The sequence below is a fragment of the Glaciibacter kafniensis genome (assembly GCF_039538945.1).
Lineage (GTDB): Bacteria > Actinomycetota > Actinomycetes > Actinomycetales > Microbacteriaceae > Cryobacterium > Cryobacterium kafniensis.
On sequence record NZ_BAABCN010000007.1, the window covers coordinates 87,516 to 104,849 of the forward strand.

Genomic DNA, 17,334 nt, shown 5'->3' on the forward strand with positions numbered 1-17,334 from the left:
TTGGCGACGATTTGGGCGCACGCACGGATGTGCCGGAGCACTTCTCCTTCGCCCTGCGGGTCTAACCTGCGGGTCTAACCTGCGGGTCAACCTGCGATCAGCTCGACGGCGCCCCGGTAGGCGGCGTGCCGCCGGGGCCACCGGTTGGGGGAGTTCCGCCACCGCCGGGGCCACCGGTCGGGGGAGTTCCGCCGCCGCCGGGGCCGCCACCGGCCGGAGGAGCGCCACCACCACCGGCGCCGCCCGACGGCGCCGAACCCGCGGTCGGTGTCGTGCGGGTATCAACGCGCACCGTGAGCGAGACCTGGTAGCCCGACTTGACGTCGCCGCTGACTGTCGCCAGCTGCAGCGCGCCACCGTCGTCGCTGAATACATTGTCGGTGTCGAGACTGACCTGTGCCAGATTGGCCGACGAGCCCTCGTAGCCGTCAAGCGCGTAGACCAGTTTGCTGACCTCTTCGGGCAGCGCAACCTGTGACGTGGCGATGGCGTTCGTCGAATCCGTGATCTGGTCGACGGTGGGATAGACCTCGAAGTGGATGTGCGGCCAACGACCGGTGTAGCAAGCCGGAAAGATCGAGGTGTAGGAGACAGTTCCCTTGCTGTCGGCGACCTGCACGCCGCGGAGGTAGGTCTCATTCTCAATTCCGGAGGAGTACATCGAGTAGCCGCCGGCGCTATCGCAGTGCCAGACGTACACCGCGACATCCGTGAACGGAGCGTCATTGTTCGCCATGTCGAGGATGGTCAGCGAGAGGGCCATCGGAACGCCGGTGGCCGTCGTGCCGCCGTCGAGGCTTGAGCGGATGTCACTGCGCACGATTCCAGACTGCTCAAGCACATCGGCGCCATTGGAGCCGTCGCCCGGGTAGGGGCCCGCCGTCTCGTCGGGGATCTCGCCGGAGCTGGAAGCCGACGCCGACGCCGACGCTCCTGAACCAGAGGTGTCAGTGCAGGCAGCGAGTGCCACCGCACCGATTCCCAAACCGAACAGGCTCAGAACATTGCGTCGGCTGACCAGGGTGCGGATGTCGAAGGCCACGCCTTGATCGACGACCTCCTCGTCGGCACGATCGAGCAGGCGGCCTTCGTACGCGGGCCCGTCCGGGGTGAATTCTGGTTCGGGAATGCGACTCATTGTGGCTGCCTCTTCAGTTCGGGGTGACTCGGGAGGCTCCCACCTTCGCCCACGCCGCTATGGGATTGCTATGAGCGGGCAACGAGTCGTCAGGCAGCGCGGTCAGGGGCGTGCGCACGTGTGCATCCGCGTGCAGGCAGCACGCGTGCGCTCAAACCGTCGCCTCGGGAGAGTGAGGGCGACGATTTGAGCGCACGGGAGGCGTTGGGGGCAATCCGAGTGGGACTCGGCCGGTACTCAGCCGGCCCGACGCGAGGCGGCCGCGATTCCAGCCGCGACCAGAGCCACTCCGATCGCGATGACCGCGCCGATCAGAAGCAGCGTCGGGTCGGGAGCCGTCGGCAACACCGTCCAGGCCACCATGAATCCCGCGAAGACGAGAAGCAGCACACCCCAGAGGATCGTGGAGAATCGTGGCCGGTTGCGCCGAGGGGCGGATGCCGCGCCCGGCGCGACGGGGGCGGCCTGCGAAACAGACGCCCAGGCATCCGTGTTCAGTGGCACCGTCGGCTGCGCGGTAGTCGTATTCGTGTTGTGTGGCACCGTCGGCTGCGCGGTAGTCGCATTCGTGTTGAGTGGCACTGTCGGCTGTGCGGTAGTCGCATTCGTGTTGTGTGGCACCGTCGGCTGCGCGGTAGGTGCAGCGGCATTCGTGTTCAAAGGCACGGTGGGCTGCGAGTCGGGCGCACTGTCCGGCGAAACATCGGTGTTGCTCGGCTCGGGCGTCGAGCCGGGAAGCGGGGTGGTGGGGAAGTCAGACATGAGAGCTCCTAGCGGGCGTCGACGACGGTGACCTGGCCGATAAAGGTCCAGACGCGGATGTGCGGAACGGCTCGTGCATCAGACCCGTTGAACGTGCGGGAGTCGTGGAGAAAGATGCCGCCGCGCTCGGTGCTTGAGCGAGTGCTGCCCGAGGTTGCTTGGTAGTCGAGCCCGCCGATGAACGTGTTGACTTCGACGGTCACCGGGCGATCGTCCGGCAGCACGAGCTCGGTCTCACCGAAGCCGAGCCAGACGTCGATCGTGCGCCCGTCGGTAGCCCGAGCGTTGTCGAGCGCGGTGAGATCGATCGTCGGTGCACCGGCGACGACGGCGTAGCCGCTCACCGCATCGGCCGCAGAACTGCTGACCGACCAGGTGGGTGCGCCGACGAGGGCGAACTGGGTGCCCTGGGGCAACACCCCGAGCACGAGCAGGGTCGCCGCGGCGAGAAACGCGAAGCCACCCATGGCACCGCTGGTGCGGCCCCGGATTCCGGCGATGATGATGCCGAGCGCGAGAACACCGAGGGTGAAGGCGAGCCCGACGAGGAGGGCTGCGCCCGACCAGGTTCCGCCGTCGAAGACGCCGGAATAGACGGCGGATGCCGCGGCGCCGAGGGTCAGACCGATGCCGAGCATGATCGCGGTGAAGCCGGCGCCGGGGTGGCGGTTCTTGTGGGCAGCAGCGGAGGAGTTCCAATCGGTCTTCGATCCGGCGGTGCCGTGGGACTGATCGACGAGGGCATCCCAGGCGCTGCGCGGCTGCGCAGTGGACGGCGGCGTTGGGCCGGCTGCCGCTCCGAACGTCGCGCCGGCCGCCCCTGCCCCGAACGTCGCGCCGGCTGCGGTCGCGCCGAACGCGGCGGGGCCGGAAGCGGAATTGGCGGCGGGGGAGGCAGGGGAGGCGGGCGTGGCCGTTGTCGAGGCTGCATCAGTCGTTGCTGCGCCGTCAAAGGCGGCGGAACCGAAACCAGAGCTGTTCGCCGCGTTGGCCGGGGCATCCGTTGTGCCGCTCGGGTCGGTGACAAACGGGGTGGTCACGAAGGCTGCCGAACTCGACGACGGCTCCGAGGGCGGGGCCGAGGGCGAGGCTGCGGGCGACGGGGGAGAGTAAGGCGACGCCGGCGGCCCAGACGGTGCAGCGGGCGGTGGCGAGCGAAACGCGCTGTTCGGCGCCGGAACCCGGCGCAGCAAGTAGATGACCAACCAGACGATGCCGACGATGACCGCGATGGTCCAGCCGACGGTGAAGGTGGTGGACAACCAGTCGGGCATGCCCCAGGCGAGAGGCGGGCCCTCCCACCAGAGCCCACGCGTGAACGGAACAATGGTGAACAGCACGAGCGCGCCGATGGCGATCATGGCCGGTTCGAAGACGCCGCGAAACGCTTGCTCGGCGTGAATGCGTCCCGACTGGTTGGGCAGCAAGGCCCAGCCGATGGCGTAGGCGAACAGCACCGGAGCGCCGAGGATCGCGAGCACAATGGCGATGCCGCGCACGATCAGCGGGTCGAGCCCGGTGCGGAACGCGATGCCGCCGCAGACGCCGGCGAACCAGCGATCGTGTCCGCGGTCGATGCCGGTGGAGCGCACCCAATCGAAGAAGCGGGTGACTTGCGGTGAGGCGGCGGGTGAGCTCGCCGTGCTGTGAGGTGCATCGTTCATGCTTCGAGTCTGGCGGGGCGCCGGGGCCGCTGCCATGGGGGATCACCCTGATTCGACCCTGACTTCGCGACCCAGGGGCATCTCGGGGTCCGGCGACATGCTTTGATCGTGAGTGTGAACACTCCGCGGATGACCAGACCCAGGCTGCGCCTGATCGGTGGAGTCTGCGCGGGTTTCGCCGAGCACACCGGGCTTCCGGTGAGCGCCGTGCGCACGGCCACGCTGATTCTCGCGCTCTGCGGCGGGGCCGGCATTCTGCTCTACGTCTGGCTGTGGGTGACGACGCCGTCAGCGACGACCGAAGCCGGCGCCCTGCCGAAGGTCAGCCTGGCCCGGCCTTCGGCACAGGCCGCGGCGCAGGCGGCGACGGATGCCGCGACAACGGATGCCGCGCTCGCGCGCTCGGCCCCTGTCACCGAAATTCTGCTCGGCATCGCACTGCTCGCCGCCGGCGTTGCGCTCGTGGCGAGTCGATTGGGCGCCGATATCCCGCTGGCGGTCGTCATCCCCGCCATCGTCGTGCTGGCGGGCGTTGCGCTGGCCTGGCGCCAATTCGCCGACATTCGAAGCGGTGCAGCCCAGCGTTCGTCGGCGTTGATGGTGCGCACGCTCGGCGCTCTCGTGCTCGTGGCCGTCGGCATCCTCCTTTTCTTCGTCACCGGCGACGCCCCCAACATCTGGACCGTCGTCGTGGCCGCCGTCTCTGTGCTGCTCGGCGTCGGTGTCGTCATTGCGCCGTGGCTGATCCGACTCTCGCAGGACCTCGCCGACGAACGCACCGCCCGCGTGCGCGAGGCGGAGCGAGCTGAGATCGCCGCCCACCTGCACGATTCGGTGTTGCAGACTCTGGCTCTGATTCAGCAGAAGGCCGGCCCGCACAGCGATGCCGCTCGGCTGGCGCGCGCGCAGGAGCGGGAGTTGCGCGAGTGGCTGTTCACCGGATCCGACACGACCACCGTCGACCTGGCCACCGAACTGCGACGCATCGCCGGCGTGATCGAAGAGGACTTCGCGGTGCGCTTCGAGGTCGTGACGGCCGGAACCAGTCCAGACGACGTTCCCGATGCGCTCGTCGCCGCGGCTCGCGAGGCGATGCTGAACGCGGCCAGGCACGCCGGTGGCATGGTGTCGGTCTACCTCGAGTCCGGCCCGACGAGCATCGAACTGAGCATCACCGACCGCGGCCCCGGCTTTCGCATCGACGACATTCCCGACGACCGACTCGGCGTCAAGGAATCCATTCTCGGGCGGATGCGCCGCGTGGGTGGCAGCGCGACGGTGCGACGCGGTCCCGGTGGCGCCGGCACGGAGATTCTGCTGGTTCTGCCGACGGTTGCGGCGTCGCCCTCCGGCCCGGGGGTCGAGCAGCCCTCGGTGGCTGAGGAGCGAGCGCCGGCGAGCGTCTCGAAACCTCGTGAGCCAACGTCCAAACCCGACCCCGGTTCAGAGATCGGCTCGCGCGGTTTCGAGACGCGGCCTCCTTCGTCGGCTGCTCCTCAACCACCGGTCATGTTGCCGCCCGCGCAGACCCCGCCCGCCACCCCCTCACGAACGGACACCCCGTGACCGACCCCGCACCCGCCGCATCCGTCGCCCTGCCGGTTGTGATCGTCGACGACCATTCAATCTTTCGCTCTGGCCTGCGTGCCGACCTCGACGATGGCATCCAGGTGCTCGGCGAAGCGGCAACCGTCGACGAGGCGATCGAGCTCGTGATCGCACTGCAGCCGCGCGTCGTGCTGCTCGATGTGCACCTCCCCGGCGGTCGCGGCGGGGGTGGGGCCGAAGTGATCAGGGAGGCGGCCCCGCATGCAGCGCACACCCTCTTTTTGGCGCTCAGCGTCTCGGATGCCGCCGATGACGTGGTCAGTGTGATCCGGGCCGGGGCCCGCGGTTACATCACCAAGAGCGCGTCGGGGGCCGAGGTGTCGGATGCCGCCCGCCGCGTCTCAGAAGGCGACGCCGTGTTCTCGCCCAAGCTCGCCGGTTTCGTGCTCGACGCGTTCGGCGCCGTGGCCGGGGAGGTTGCCGAACGCGTCGACGAACTCGACCGGCTGTCCGCTCGCGAACAGGAAGTCATGCGGCTCATCGCCCGCGGTTACACCTACAAGGAGGTCGCCGGCACCCTCTTCATCTCCACTAAAACCGTCGAAACGCATGTCTCGGCGGTGCTGCGCAAACTGCAGCTCTCGTCGCGGCACGAACTCACCGCCTGGGCGCTGGAGCGCAAGCTGCTCTAACTCAGCTCGCTGCGCTGGAATGCCCCTTTTCGAACGAGCACGTCGGCGCTAAAATAGACGTAGGTTTCCACTCGATGGTTGTGCCGTCGAATGGGTCACACCACCGGACCGGTAATTTATTGACCTTCGAGGTCGCGGGCCAGCCTTCGAGCTTGTTGCCCACCCGGCCCGGCCTTTCTTTGTGGGCGATCAGTTCGCGAGTGCGGGCGCGAAGGCGAGCAGCGCGAGCTACGAGACGCGTTGTCACGCACTCGACGACGGATGCCGCGCTACAGCACGCCGAGTTCCATCGCGCGAGTGACCGCTCGCGTTCGGTCGCGCACGTCGAGCTTCTCGAAGACGTGAACGAGATGCGTCTTGACCGTCGCTTCGCTGATGAATAGCGATCGCGCGATCGCGGGGTTGCTCTGCCCGGCAGAAACCAACCGGAGCACCTGCAGCTCGCGCTCCGACAACCGGGGCGGAGCCGGCGCATCCGTCGCCTGTGTCGTCGCTCGACGCACGAGCCGGGCTGCGATCGACGGCGCGAGCACGCTCTGGCCGCGTGCGACCTGGCGCACGCCCTCGATGATCTCGGCCTGCGGCGCGGCTTTCAACAGATAGCCGCTCGCGCCGGCCTCGATCGCGCCGAGAATCTGGTCGTCGGTCTCATAGGTGGTCAGGATGAGCACACGGATGGGGGTGCCGGCAATGGTCGGGCCACCGCTCAGAATCTGCGCGGTGGCGGCGACGCCGTCGAGACGCGGCATACGGAGGTCCATCAGCACGAGGTCGGGGGCGAGCGCTGCGGCGAGCTCGACGGCTTCTTGACCGTCGGCCGCTTCGCCGACGACCTCGATGTCGTCGGCCGCTCCGAGCAATCCCACGATTCCGGAGCGCACGATCGGGTGATCATCGGCCACCAGCACCCGGATCATCAGAACTCCTGCTCGGCCGGCAGGCTCACGCGCAGCACAGTTCCGCCGTCGTCGCCGGGGCCGACATCGAGGGTGCCACCGACCAGTCCGACCCTGTCGCGCATGCCCGCCAGACCGAAGCCGCCGTCGGCTCCGTCTGGAAACGCAACCCCGGTCTCGGACCCCGGCGCGCTCGCCTCCGTGGTGCCGGTATCGGTGCCGCTGGCGCCTTCGCTGGCGCCTTCGCTGGCGCCTTCGCTCGCGCTGCCGCGTCCGGCCCCGCTCCGCCGAGCCGCGAACCCCCGTCCGTTGTCGCGCACTTCCAGCATCGTCGTTCCCTGTTCCGTGCGAATCGTGACCGACGCGACGCTTGCCCGCGAATGCTTGCGCACGTTCGCCAAGCCCTCCTGGGCGCAGCGCAACAGCACCACCTCGAGTTCGCGATCGAGATCTGTGGCTGTCACCGTGGCATCCACCTGAATGCCAGTTTCCTGTTGAAACCGGGTGGCCAAGCGGCCGACGGTCTCGGCCAGAGTCGAATCGTTGCCGCGCACGGGCGACATCGAGGCGACGAGGTTGCGGGCCTCGGCCAGGGCATCGCGCGCGGTCGACTCGATGAGCTGCGTCGTCGCGTTCACCCGCGTGGTGTCGCTGGGGATCGCCGCCAGCTCGCCCTGCGCGCGTTCGGCCAGCATGACCAGACTCGTCAAGCTTTGCGCGATCGTGTCATGGATGTCACGGGCCAAGGCCTCCCGCTCACTCGTCCGTCCGGCCGCGCGGTGCATCTCGCCCAGCTCGCCCTGGGCCGCGGTGAGGTGTTCGAGCAGGCTCCGGTTGCGTTCGCCGTCCAGGGCGATGCGGGTGATCCACAGGCCGAGAACGATCGCGAAGACGAACGACAGCGACTCGATGCCGACGGCCTGCATGACGGCATCCGGGCTGCCGCCCTGGCCGAGGGCCAGCCCGAGGCCGACCGACACGGCGAGCGTTCCGCTCAACACGATGCAGCCGATCAGCGACGGGGTCAGCGCCCAGAGAAACGGAAAGGCGAAGGCCTGAATCGACGCAAGGCTGGGCGAAAAGAACGCCGCGACGCCACAGCCCACGATCAGTACGACGCGAAAGGCGACGGATGCGCGCTGCTCGTCGAGCCCACGGCGACCGAACGCGAAATAGCAGATCCCGATCACGGCGAGGGTGATGAGGGCGCCGATCCGGGAGGCCTCGCTGGGCGCCCAGGCGAAGACGGCGACGACCGCCATGATGGCGAGCGTGCCGATGAACGCGAGGTCCCACCAGCGCACGGTTGTCATTCGTCTACTTTCCCACGCTCTGTTGCTCGCCGCGCTCTCGTCCCACTTCCCTCGCGCGTGCGCTCAAATCGTCGCCTTGCCGTGCGCGCAGGCGACGTTTTGAGCGCACGCGCGGGCTAGGCATCCTTTCGAATCCACCGGAACGTGACGAGACTGAGCACCACACCAACGACCAGCCAGATGCCGAGGTTCAGGGCGACGAGCGGCAGATCCCAGGAGCCAGACGGCTCCAGCGTTTGAAAGTTCTCGGGAAGAAAGACGCTCCGCATTCCCTGCGCCATCCACTTGAGCGGAAACAGGCTGGCCAGGTTCTGCATCCACTCCGGCAGCATGTAGAACTGCAGGTAGACGCCCGAGATGAACTGCAGCAGCAGCACCATCGGAATGACAACGGCAGTCGCACTCTTGCCCGAACGCGGAACCGACGAGAGGGCGATCCCGAGCAGAGCGCAAGTGATCGTGCCGAACACGAACACCCAGGCGAAGGTCATCCAGCTGCCGGCATTCTGCGGCAGGTCGACCCCGAACACGAAGTGGGCGACGGCCAACAGCAGCGCGGCCTGCAGGATCCCGGTCGCAAAGACCTGACCGATCTTGCCGATGAAATAGCTCAGGGGTGAGAGCGGGGTTCCGCCGAGACGTTTGAGGGTGCCGTCGCCCTTCTCTGTCGCGATGTCGACAGCGAGGTTCTGCAGGCCGGAGAGCAGCATGCCGGCCGCGAGCATGCCGGGCAGGTAATACGCGCCGACGCTGATGCCGCCGGTGCCGTCTGGGGCGGTGCCGACGTTGCCGGCCGAGCCGAAGGCCGTGGTGAATATTCCGAGCATGACGACCGGAAAGAGAAACGTGAAGAAGAGCGTGTCGGGCGAGCGAAAGTAGACCCGGGTTTCGTAGCTGACGCGAGAGGCGCCGAGGGCGAGGGCATTCATGCGCGGATCTCCGTCGAGGTGTCTGTGTCGGCGTCAGTGTTTGTGTAGGCGTCGGCGTCGGCGTCGAAATCGGTCGCGGAGTCTCGGGCGCGGTCGGTGCGAGGGATGTCAGTGGTCGCGCGGTCGGCTGCCGTGAAGTTGGTGTTCACCTGGCTGGCGTTCACTCGACCGGTGTTCACTCGGCCGGTGTTCACTCGACCGGTGTTCACTCGGCCGGGCTGCGGGGCGGCACCGGCGCTCGGTCCGGCTGCGTGCGCAGCTGCCTGCGTTGCCTGCGTTGCCTGCTCAGCAGCGGCATCTGCCGCGTCGGCGGTGCGCACCAGATCGAGATAGACGTCTTCCAGGCTCGGACGCACGACCTCGAGTTCGGCGGGTTCCCCGCCCAGTGCGGCGACGAGCTCGGCGACGACCCGGCCCGGATGCTCGGTGCGCCTCTCCTGTCGCGTCCCCGTCGCATCCAGCCAGCGCACGAAGGGAATGCGGGCGGCTGCCCCGCCGATCTCGTCGATTCCGCCGAGGTCGATCAGGCGCCCGCCGGCGATCACGCCGGCCCGATCGCCGAGCTGCGCCGCCTCGTCGAGGTAGTGGGTAGTGAGCAGAATCGTGGTGCCCTCCGCCTTCAATGAACGGATGAGATCCCAAAACTGGTGCCGTGCTTCCGGGTCGAAGCCCGTGGTCGGCTCGTCGAGAAAGAGGAGTTCCGGGCGTCCGATGATGCCGAGCGCGACATCCACTCGACGACGCTGCCCGCCCGACAACTTGCTGATGCGGGTCTTCGCTTTCGAACCGAGACCGACGGCTTCGATGACCTCGGTGACGCTGCGCGGATGCGGGTAGAAGCCGGCGAAATGGCTCAGCTGTTCGGTCACCGTGACGTTGCCGCTTTCGCCGGTGGACTGCAGCACGATTCCGAGCCGCGACTTCCAGCTGCGGTTGCCGTGGCGCGGGTCGATGCCGAGCACCGAGACCTCGCCGGCGGAGCGATCCCGGTAACCCTCGAGAATCTCGATCGTCGTGCTCTTGCCCGCACCGTTCGGGCCGAGCAGCGCGAACGTCTCACCCGCGCGGATATCGAAGCTGATGCCGCGCACCGCGTCGACGTCGCCGTAGCGTTTCTGCAGGTCGCGCACGTGCACAACCGGTTCGTTCTGGTTCACTCTGTTCAGAGGCATAGTCCCAGACTCCCAGCCGGTGCCCTTCGGCGGTAGCCGTGACCCGGCTGATTCCGCTATCAACCGGTCGATGGATGCCCTCGAAAGCCCCATCCACCCGTGAGGTGCCAACTTTCGCTAGTTGAACGCGCTCTGCACTAGCGAAAGTTGGCACCTCACGGGTCAGAAATCGCGGGACCGCGCCATCCACGGGCGCGGAGGTTTCGTTCGATGCGACGGATGAGAGGCGCGACGTTCTCAAGATCGTCGGCTGCGACCTCGGCGTAGTGGTAGCCGAGAGACTCCAGCTCGGACCGACGCGTGAGGTCGCGACGCCACTGCCGAATGTCGGTGCGATGTTGATCGCCCTGATACTCCAAGATCGCCCGTTCCTCAGGAAAGTAGAGGTCGACGCGCGCGACGAAACGGCCGTGCTCGTCGTAGATTTCCGGGTTGACTTGGGGAGTCGGCAGACCGGAGGTCACGACGATCACGCGCAGCTCGGACTCCTTCGGCGATTCCGAGAACTCACTCAGCAGCTCCAGCGCTCTCCGAAGCACTCGGCGTCCGCGACGGCCCGGATGCGAGATCACTGCGTCGAGGAGCTCTCTGCGACTCACGATTGGCTGCTCATGAAAGATGAGGTAGTCGCCGGCCGCCACAAGTTCCCCGAGCGAGAGGGTCAGAGCGAGATCGCACCAGGTGCGTGCCGGGGTCGTGAGCGGCACACCCCGCTGCACCGTCACATCCGTCGGTGAGATCTGCATGCGTCTCCCGCGTGCATTCTGGCGACGGATGGCGCGGGCTGGGTGTGCGACCCCGATCTCAAGATTGGGCTGTCTGTCGTTATCGAACCGCAGAGGCAATGGCATGCCCCAGAGGGCGGCTGCGCTCGCCCCACAGAAGAACGCGTGCGCCGGAAGCACCGCGGCCAGCAAGCGGCATCGGTCGAAAAACGTGAGGTTGAGCGACGCCGAGAGGCGAACTCCCCAGTGCGGATGCGCCAGATTTTTCGCGCGCAGCCGATGCCCACGCACTTTCGCGGCCCGGGCTGCCGAAACGGTGAAGCCCGTCGCAGGCAGACCAGAGGGAAGGGGGATCCGTGCGTTCACTCCCGCAGAATGCCCGACTCAACCTCTGCCGCGCGCGAGTTATGCACAGGGCTCGTGAGGTGCCAGCTTTTACTAGTCAGACGCGCGTGTAACTAGCAAATGTTGGCACCTCACGGAAAGTGAGGCTCGCTACGCGAACAGGCGCTGCAAGCGCTGGATGCCCTCCAGCAGCGGTGCGTCGCCGAGCGCGTAGGAGAAGCGCAGGTAGCCACTCGGGCCGAACGCCTCGCCGGGAACCGCAGCCACCTCGGCCTGGTCGAGAATGAGGTCGGCCAGCTCCAGCGACGTGGTCGGCGTGACGCCACCCCAGGTGCGGCCCAGCAGGCCAGACACGTCGGGGTAGACATAGAACGCGCCCTGCGGCGTCGGAGTGACCATTCCGGGGATCTTGTTGAGCTCGGCGACGATCACCTTGCGACGGCGGTCGAAGGCTTCCCGCATCTCGAGCGCGGCATCCTGCGGCCCGTTCAACGCGGCAATCGCCGCACGCTGCGAGATGTTCGACACGTTCGACGAAAGGTGCGACTGCAGGTTCGAGGCGGCCTTGATGGCGTCGGCCGGGCCGACCATCCAGCCCACACGCCAACCCGTCATGGCGTAGGTTTTCGCGACACCGTTGACCAGGATGGTGCGGTCGGCGAGGGCCGGAACCGCCTCGACGATCGAGACCGCGCGCACGCCGTCGTAGGTGAGGTTCTGGTAGATCTCGTCGGAGATGACCCAGAGGCCGTGCTCCTCAGCCCACTCGCCGATCGCTTTCGTCTGCTCGGGTGAGTACACAGAGCCCGTCGGGTTCGACGGCGAGACGAAGAGCAGCACCTTGCTGCGCGGGGTGCGCGCGGCCTCGAGCTGCTCAACGGTGACCAGGTAGTTCTGGTCGCTGCCGGCGAAGACGTCGACCTGCACACCGCCGGCCAGCTTGATGGCCTCTGGGTAGGTGGTCCAATACGGCGTCGGAACGAGAACCTCGTCACCCGGGTCGAGCAGCGTCGCGAACGCCTGGTAGACCGCCTGCTTGCCGCCATTGGTCACGACGACCTGGCTCGGAGAGACCTCGAGGCCACTGTCGCGCAGCGTCTTCGCAGCGACGGCCTCGCGCAGCTCGGGCAGACCGGCCGCCGGGGTGTAGCGGTGGTTCTTCGGGTCGACCACCGCGGCAAGAGCTGCGTCGATGATGTGCTGCGGCGTCGGGAAGTCAGGCTCCCCGGCGGCAAAGCTGATCACCGGACGACCGGCAGCCTGCAGGGCTTTCGCTTTACCGTCGACCTTGAGGGTTGCCGACTCTGCAATGGAGCCGACGCGGGTAGAGATTCGCTTGAGTTCGTGTGTCACGGTACGAGCATACGGGGGCGTGCGGCACTCGAACAGAGCGGTTACGATAGAAGCTGCACCGCGCGAATCACTCCCCGAAGAATATTTCGGATCAGGGGCGTTTCGCCGGGGTTCAGGTGAAGCAGACAGCCACGGATGTCCGGGGCTGGGTGACCTGGCCGGCGGCTCAGCTTTACAGAGCCGGCTCAGTCACCTACACTTGACCGAGGTAGTTGAAATCGACCATGCTTTTTTGCGCCCATTTTGGCCCTTCGCCAAATGGGGGTGTAGCGGAGCAAACCGGTTTCACATCCATAGGGTGGTGGCTCAATTGGTAGAGCAGCGGTCTCCAAAACCGCAGGTTGCAGGTTCGAGTCCTGTCCGCCCTGCAAGTCGGTGGTCTTTCTACCGGCCCATGAAAGGTGTAACAGGTGGCCCGAAAAGTTATCGACGAACCCAGTGAGGAAATCGTCGCCAACGCGAAGACGGCCCGCGACTCCAAACGCGGCCCCTTCGGTCGGTTCACCCTGTTCATCAAGCAGGTCATGGCCGAACTCCGCAAGGTAGTAACGCCGACCCGCAAAGAACTCCTGAGCTACACCGGCGTCGTGCTGGTCTTCGTGGCCATCGTGATGGCCCTGGTGTACGCAATGGACTGGGTGTTCGCGCTAGCCGTGACATGGGTGTTCGGAACTCCGGGCGGTTAACCAACCGCTGCCTGCGGCGGCTTGCGACTGATCGTCAACCGTAGTCATGGCAACGCTGTTCGGGACACGCATTCGTGCCCTGTGCAATAGAGAAGAATTGAGATTTTGTGTCTGAGACGAATCACGACGACGTTGACTGGGCGACCGCCGCTGAGCAGTCCGCCGAGGATGACGAGGCGCAGGAGGGCAACACCCTTGCTGCCGAGGAAAACTCTGTAGAAGCCGCCGAGCAGGTTGCCGTACACATGATCGACGAGAACGAAGACGGCCTCGATGCCGCACTCGACGCCCTCGCCGAGTCCGCAGATCCCGAAGCCGACGCCCTCGTGAACGATGCGCTCGACATCGATTCCCTCGATGAGGCCAACGCTGCCGTCGAAGCAGTCGAAGACGAAGATGAAGCTTCCGACGACCCCTACGAAGAGTTCCGCAAGGAACTGCGCTTCGCACCGGGCAAGTGGTTCGTGATTCACTCCTACGCCGGCTTCGAACGCCGCGTGAAGTCGAACATCGAGAACCGCAAGCAGTCGATGGCCATGGAAGATTACATCTACCAGGTCGAGGTCCCGATGGAAGATGTCGTCGAGATCAAGAACGGCCAGCGCAAGATGGTCACCCGCGTTCGTATCCCCGGATACGTGCTCGTTCGCATGGACCTGAACGAAGACAGCTGGTCTGTCGTTCGTCACACGCCGGGCGTCACCGGCTTCGTGGGCAACGCCCACAACCCGACGCCGCTGCGTTTCGAAGAGGCCTTCGGCATGTTGAAGAGCCTGGTTGAGATCAAGGATGTCCCGTCTGCCAAGGGCGCAACTGGCCAGGGCGGCAAGGCTCCGGTTCGCGTCATCGCGGCCGAGATCGACTTCGAAATCGGCGAGACGATCACCATCAAGGAAGGCTCCTTTGCGGGCCTGCCCGGCTCGATCAGCGAAATCAAGCCGGAGAGCGGCAAGCTCATCGTGCTCGTCTCGCTCTTCGAGCGTGAGACCCCGGTCGAGCTCAGCTTCGACCAGGTCACCAAGCTCTAGTATCGACGGGGCTCATGCCCCTCGGTTTCTGAACCACCGGGGCCCATCCGGGTACCGGGAGAGTGGTCCGTGTGGCCACTCGAACATCAAAAGAAGGAAGAACAATGGCACCGAAGAAGAAGGTTACTGGTCTGATCAAGCTTCAGATCAAGGCCGGCGCCGCCAACCCCGCACCGCCCATTGGTCCGGCGCTCGGTCAGCACGGCGTCAACATCATGGAGTTCTGCAAGGCGTACAACGCAGCAACCGAATCCCAGCGCGGCAACGTTGTCCCCGTTGAGATCACGGTCTACGAGGACCGCTCGTTCACGTTCATTCTGAAGACCCCGCCCGCCGCGGAGCTCATCAAGAAGGCCGCTGGCGTTGCCAAGGGCAGCGGAACCCCGCACACCGTCAAGGTTGCCAAGCTCACCCAGGCTCAGGTTCGCGAAATCGCCGAGACCAAGATGGTTGACCTCAACGCCAACGACCTCGACGCTGCGTCGAAGATCATCGCCGGCACCGCCCGTTCCATGGGCATCACGGTCGAGGGCTAACCCCTCCACCTCCACCAAGCATTGCGCCGACCGGTATTTCGCCGACAGGCACGTGGAAGAGCCAGCCAGGCTCGCACCACACTCTCAAGTTCCATCACAGGAGATTCAAATGGCACAGAAGTCAAAGGCCTACCGGGCCGCGGCCGAGAAGATCGAAGCCGACAAGTTCTACACCCCCACCGACGCTGTCGCTCTTGCAAAAGAGACCGGCTCAGCCAAGTTCAACTCGACCGTTGAGGTTGCCCTCAAGCTTGGTGTCGACCCGCGCAAGGCAGACCAGATGGTCCGCGGCACCGTGATTCTTCCTCACGGTACCGGTAAGACCGCCCGCGTCATCGTCTTCGCAACCGGCCCGGCCGCCGAGGCTGCAATCGCAGCCGGCGCCGACGAGGTGGGTGGCGACGAGCTCATCGAGAAGGTGGCCGCCGGTTACACCGCGTTCGACTCCGCCGTCTCGACCCCTGAGCTCATGGGTAAGGTCGGCCGTTTGGGTAAGGTCCTCGGCCCGCGTGGTCTGATGCCGAACCCGAAGACCGGCACCGTGACGCCTGACGTCGCGAAGGCCGTTTCTGACATCAAGGGTGGAAAGATCGAATTCCGCGTCGACAAGCACTCCAACGTGCACTTCGTCGTTGGTAAGGCATCCTTCACCGCTGAGCAGCTCAACGAGAACATCACGACCGCTCTCGAAGAGATCGTTCGTTTGAAGCCGAGCTCCTCCAAGGGCCGCTACATCATGAAGGGTGCTGTCTCGACCACGTTCGGTCCTGGCATCCCGCTCGATGTGAACAGCATCTAAGTAGTCGCACCATAGTTCGAAGGGCCCGTCGTCAGACGGGCCCTTCGTCGTTAACTGCTGGCGGGTGCGTTGGCGTCGTCAACTGCCGGATGCTGACGGGTGCGTTGTCGTTGCTGACCAACGGATGCGCCCGGCCGGCTTGGCCGAGCGCATCCGTTTCTCAGTCGGCCATCGCCCGCAGCTTCTCGGCCACCAGGATGGCGTCGCCCTCCGGCGCATCCGACTTCTTGTCAGGCCGGGCGATGAACAGATAGAGCAACCCGGTTCCGGCCACGATGCCGAGGCCGATCAACACGACGTAGTCGGTGAAGAAGTCGCCTGTGGTGCCAGGGATCGCCAACAGCACCATGGCGAAGATGCCGTACGCCAGGGCGACCACATTGATGACGAAGCCCCAGCGCCCGAGGGAGAACGGTCCGGCCGGCTTCCAGCCCTTCAGCCGTTGCCGCAGCGCGCCGAGCACGACCATCTGGAACGCAACGTAGATGCCGAGCACCGCGAACGAGGTCACGGGAACGAGCAGGTCGTTGTTGACCCAGATGAGGATGCAGATCAGGGCGGGTACGGTGCATGCCACGATGAGCGCATTTCTCGGCACCTTGCTCGTCGGCGACACCTTCGAGAGCCAGCGGTGGCCGGGAATCATCCCGTCGCGCGCGAACGAGAAGAGCAGACGGCTCGCCGCGGCCTGCAGGCTCAGCACGCAGGAGAGGAAGGCCGTGATGGCGATCACGAGGAACAATTTCGCCCCCACCGATCCGAGGCTCGCCTCGAGGATGCCGGGGATCGGATCGGTGTCGGTGCCGTTGACGATCGACGCCAGATCGGGTGCGGCCATCACATAGCCGCCGAATGCGAGCAGGCCAGAGACCCCGCCGACGAGGATCGTCATCATCATCGCCACCGGAATGCGTCTGGCCGGATTCTCGACCTCCTCGGCTACGTCGCCGCAGGCCTCGAAGCCGTAGAACAGAAACAGGCCGGCGAGAGCGGCACCGAGGAAGGCGGGAAGATAGCTGCCGTCGCCCTGCACCCCCATCGTGTCGAAGAACACGCTGAACTCCTGCTTACGCTGAAAGATGAGCAAGTAGAGTCCGACGCCGATCACGCCGACGAGCTCTGCAGCCAGGCCGATGCGGGCGACCCGAGAGAGCCACTTGGTGCCGGTGAAGTTGATGGCCAGCGCGACGAGGAGAAACCCGAGCGTGATGAACAGGGTGGACTCGTTCGTGTGTTCGATGCCGAAGAGGCTCGCAGCGAAACCCGAACCGAACTCGGCCACCGCGGTGATCGTCACGATCATGGCCCAGATGTATACCCAGGCGGCCATCCAGGCGTAGCGTCGGCCCCAGAGGCGCCGTGTCCACGGATAGATGCCGCCGTGGATCGGGTATTGCGAGACGACCTCGCCGAAGACGAGCGAGACGAGCAGCTGACCGGACCCGACGATGACGAGCCACCAGATCGACGGCGGGCCGCCGATCGAGAGTGCCACGGCGAAGAGTGAGTACACGCCGACAAGCGGCGACAGGTAGGTGAAGCCGAGGGCGAAGTTCGCCCAGAGGGTCATTGAACGGTTGAAGGAGTCGTCGTAACCGAGAACCTTGAGGTGCTCGCTGTCGCCGAGGCCTTCCTGGGCTGGCACTTTCACTGACATGGTGACCTTTCGGTTCAAGCCGCAAGGCGCACGGGCCAGGGCGGCCAGCGACACCTCATTGTGTGTGCCAAACATACTGCCGGGGGCGCCC

Annotated in this window: 15 protein-coding genes, 1 tRNA gene and 1 pseudogene; 7 read left to right on the forward strand and 10 right to left on the reverse strand. The window is 66.0% G+C overall.

Going from position 1 to position 17,334, the window contains the following annotated elements; genetic code table 11:
* Nucleotides 1–97 precede the first annotated feature (97 nt).
* The 3 genes from ABD791_RS12075 to ABD791_RS12085 form a co-directional block, all read right to left on the reverse strand.
* On the reverse strand, nt 98–1,138 hold the full coding sequence (locus ABD791_RS12075) for an intradiol ring-cleavage dioxygenase (RefSeq protein ID WP_345066834.1): 1,041 nt from the start codon (nt 1,136–1,138) through the stop codon (nt 98–100).
* A 237-nt stretch (nt 1,139–1,375) separates the two neighbouring features.
* A complete protein-coding gene (locus ABD791_RS12080) occupies nt 1,376–1,900 on the reverse strand; it encodes a RodZ family helix-turn-helix domain-containing protein (protein WP_345066837.1) in 525 nt (174 codons plus the stop codon).
* An 8-nt stretch (nt 1,901–1,908) separates the two neighbouring features.
* Nucleotides 1,909–3,564, reverse strand: a complete 1,656-nt coding sequence (locus ABD791_RS12085; RefSeq protein WP_345066839.1) for a PspC domain-containing protein — start codon at nt 3,562–3,564, stop codon at nt 1,909–1,911.
* Nucleotides 3,565–3,693: 129 nt separating this feature from the next.
* On the opposite strand from ABD791_RS12085, the gene ABD791_RS12090 reads away from it, so the two are divergent.
* Nucleotides 3,694–5,130, forward strand: a complete 1,437-nt coding sequence (locus tag ABD791_RS12090) for an ATP-binding protein (RefSeq protein WP_345066842.1) — start codon at nt 3,694–3,696, stop codon at nt 5,128–5,130.
* Nucleotides 5,127–5,804: a LuxR C-terminal-related transcriptional regulator gene (locus ABD791_RS12095; protein WP_345066845.1), complete on the forward strand. Its 678-nt coding sequence runs from the start codon at nt 5,127–5,129 to the stop codon at nt 5,802–5,804. Before ABD791_RS12090 ends, ABD791_RS12095 begins: the two co-directional genes overlap by 4 nt.
* Before the next feature lie 269 nt (nt 5,805–6,073).
* On the opposite strand, the gene ABD791_RS12100 is transcribed toward ABD791_RS12095, so the two are convergent.
* The 6 genes and pseudogenes from ABD791_RS12100 to ABD791_RS12125 form a co-directional block, all read right to left on the reverse strand.
* The gene (locus ABD791_RS12100; protein WP_345066848.1) at nt 6,074–6,721 is read right to left on the reverse strand and encodes a response regulator; all 648 of its coding nucleotides are present in this window, start codon (nt 6,719–6,721) and stop codon (nt 6,074–6,076) included.
* Entirely contained in the window at nt 6,721–8,013 is a 1,293-nt protein-coding gene (locus ABD791_RS12105; RefSeq protein ID WP_345066851.1) for a sensor histidine kinase, read from the reverse strand. The genes ABD791_RS12100 and ABD791_RS12105 overlap by 1 nt, the downstream gene beginning before the upstream one ends.
* Nucleotides 8,014–8,129: 116 nt before the next feature.
* The gene (locus tag ABD791_RS12110) at nt 8,130–8,942 is read right to left on the reverse strand and encodes an ABC transporter permease (RefSeq protein WP_345066854.1); all 813 of its coding nucleotides are present in this window, start codon (nt 8,940–8,942) and stop codon (nt 8,130–8,132) included.
* 302 nt (nt 8,943–9,244) lie between these two features.
* Nucleotides 9,245–10,114, reverse strand: a pseudogene (locus tag ABD791_RS12115) (ABC transporter ATP-binding protein); the annotation flags it as partial.
* A gap of 155 nt (nt 10,115–10,269) precedes the next feature.
* Nucleotides 10,270–10,860: a hypothetical protein gene (locus ABD791_RS12120; RefSeq protein WP_345066857.1), complete on the reverse strand. Its 591-nt coding sequence runs from the start codon at nt 10,858–10,860 to the stop codon at nt 10,270–10,272.
* 474 nt (nt 10,861–11,334) lie between these two features.
* Nucleotides 11,335–12,537, reverse strand: coding sequence for a pyridoxal phosphate-dependent aminotransferase (locus ABD791_RS12125; protein WP_345066859.1), 1,203 nt, complete (start codon nt 12,535–12,537; stop codon nt 11,335–11,337).
* A 295-nt stretch (nt 12,538–12,832) separates the two neighbouring features.
* Between ABD791_RS12125 and ABD791_RS12130 the strand changes: the two genes are divergently transcribed.
* The 5 genes from ABD791_RS12130 (at nt 12,833) to rplA (ending at nt 15,586) form a co-directional block, all read left to right on the forward strand.
* Nucleotides 12,833–12,905: transfer RNA gene (locus ABD791_RS12130), tRNA-Trp, on the forward strand.
* A 42-nt stretch (nt 12,906–12,947) separates the two neighbouring features.
* A complete protein-coding gene (secE, locus tag ABD791_RS12135) occupies nt 12,948–13,223 on the forward strand; it encodes a preprotein translocase subunit SecE (RefSeq protein WP_345066861.1) in 276 nt (91 codons plus the stop codon).
* A gap of 107 nt (nt 13,224–13,330) precedes the next feature.
* Complete coding sequence (nusG, locus tag ABD791_RS12140) at nt 13,331–14,251, forward strand: transcription termination/antitermination protein NusG (protein WP_345066864.1); 921 nt, start codon at nt 13,331–13,333, stop codon at nt 14,249–14,251.
* 104 nt (nt 14,252–14,355) lie between these two features.
* A complete protein-coding gene (rplK, locus tag ABD791_RS12145; protein WP_345066867.1) occupies nt 14,356–14,787 on the forward strand; it encodes a 50S ribosomal protein L11 in 432 nt (143 codons plus the stop codon).
* A gap of 109 nt (nt 14,788–14,896) precedes the next feature.
* Entirely contained in the window at nt 14,897–15,586 is a 690-nt protein-coding gene (gene rplA, locus ABD791_RS12150; RefSeq protein ID WP_345066869.1) for a 50S ribosomal protein L1, read from the forward strand.
* 160 nt (nt 15,587–15,746) lie between these two features.
* Here rplA and ABD791_RS12155 read toward each other — a convergent pair whose 3' ends face one another.
* Nucleotides 15,747–17,243 carry an APC family permease gene (locus ABD791_RS12155; protein ID WP_345066871.1) on the reverse strand — a complete coding sequence of 499 codons (1,497 nt, stop codon included), beginning with the start codon at nt 17,241–17,243 and terminating at the stop codon, nt 15,747–15,749.
* Between the last annotated feature and the right edge of the window lie 91 nt (nt 17,244–17,334).

Excerpts from the sequence above, each read along its gene's own strand:
- ABD791_RS12075 (WP_345066834.1), bottom strand. The coding sequence starts at position 1,138 with ATGAGTCGCATTCCCGAACCAGAATTCACCCCGGACGGGCCCGCGTAC.
- ABD791_RS12080 (WP_345066837.1), bottom strand. The coding sequence starts at position 1,900 with ATGTCTGACTTCCCCACCACCCCGCTTCCCGGCTCGACGCCCGAGCCG.
- ABD791_RS12085 (WP_345066839.1), bottom strand. The coding sequence starts at position 3,564 with ATGAACGATGCACCTCACAGCACGGCGAGCTCACCCGCCGCCTCACCG.
- ABD791_RS12090 (WP_345066842.1), top strand. The coding sequence starts at position 3,694 with ATGACCAGACCCAGGCTGCGCCTGATCGGTGGAGTCTGCGCGGGTTTC.
- ABD791_RS12100 (WP_345066848.1), bottom strand. The coding sequence starts at position 6,721 with ATGATCCGGGTGCTGGTGGCCGATGATCACCCGATCGTGCGCTCCGGA.
- ABD791_RS12105 (WP_345066851.1), bottom strand. The coding sequence starts at position 8,013 with ATGACAACCGTGCGCTGGTGGGACCTCGCGTTCATCGGCACGCTCGCC.
- ABD791_RS12110 (WP_345066854.1), bottom strand. The coding sequence starts at position 8,942 with ATGAATGCCCTCGCCCTCGGCGCCTCTCGCGTCAGCTACGAAACCCGG.
- ABD791_RS12120 (WP_345066857.1), bottom strand. The coding sequence starts at position 10,860 with ATGCAGATCTCACCGACGGATGTGACGGTGCAGCGGGGTGTGCCGCTC.
- rplK (WP_345066867.1), top strand. The coding sequence starts at position 14,356 with ATGGCACCGAAGAAGAAGGTTACTGGTCTGATCAAGCTTCAGATCAAG.
- rplA (WP_345066869.1), top strand. The coding sequence starts at position 14,897 with ATGGCACAGAAGTCAAAGGCCTACCGGGCCGCGGCCGAGAAGATCGAA.
- ABD791_RS12155 (WP_345066871.1), bottom strand. The coding sequence starts at position 17,243 with ATGTCAGTGAAAGTGCCAGCCCAGGAAGGCCTCGGCGACAGCGAGCAC.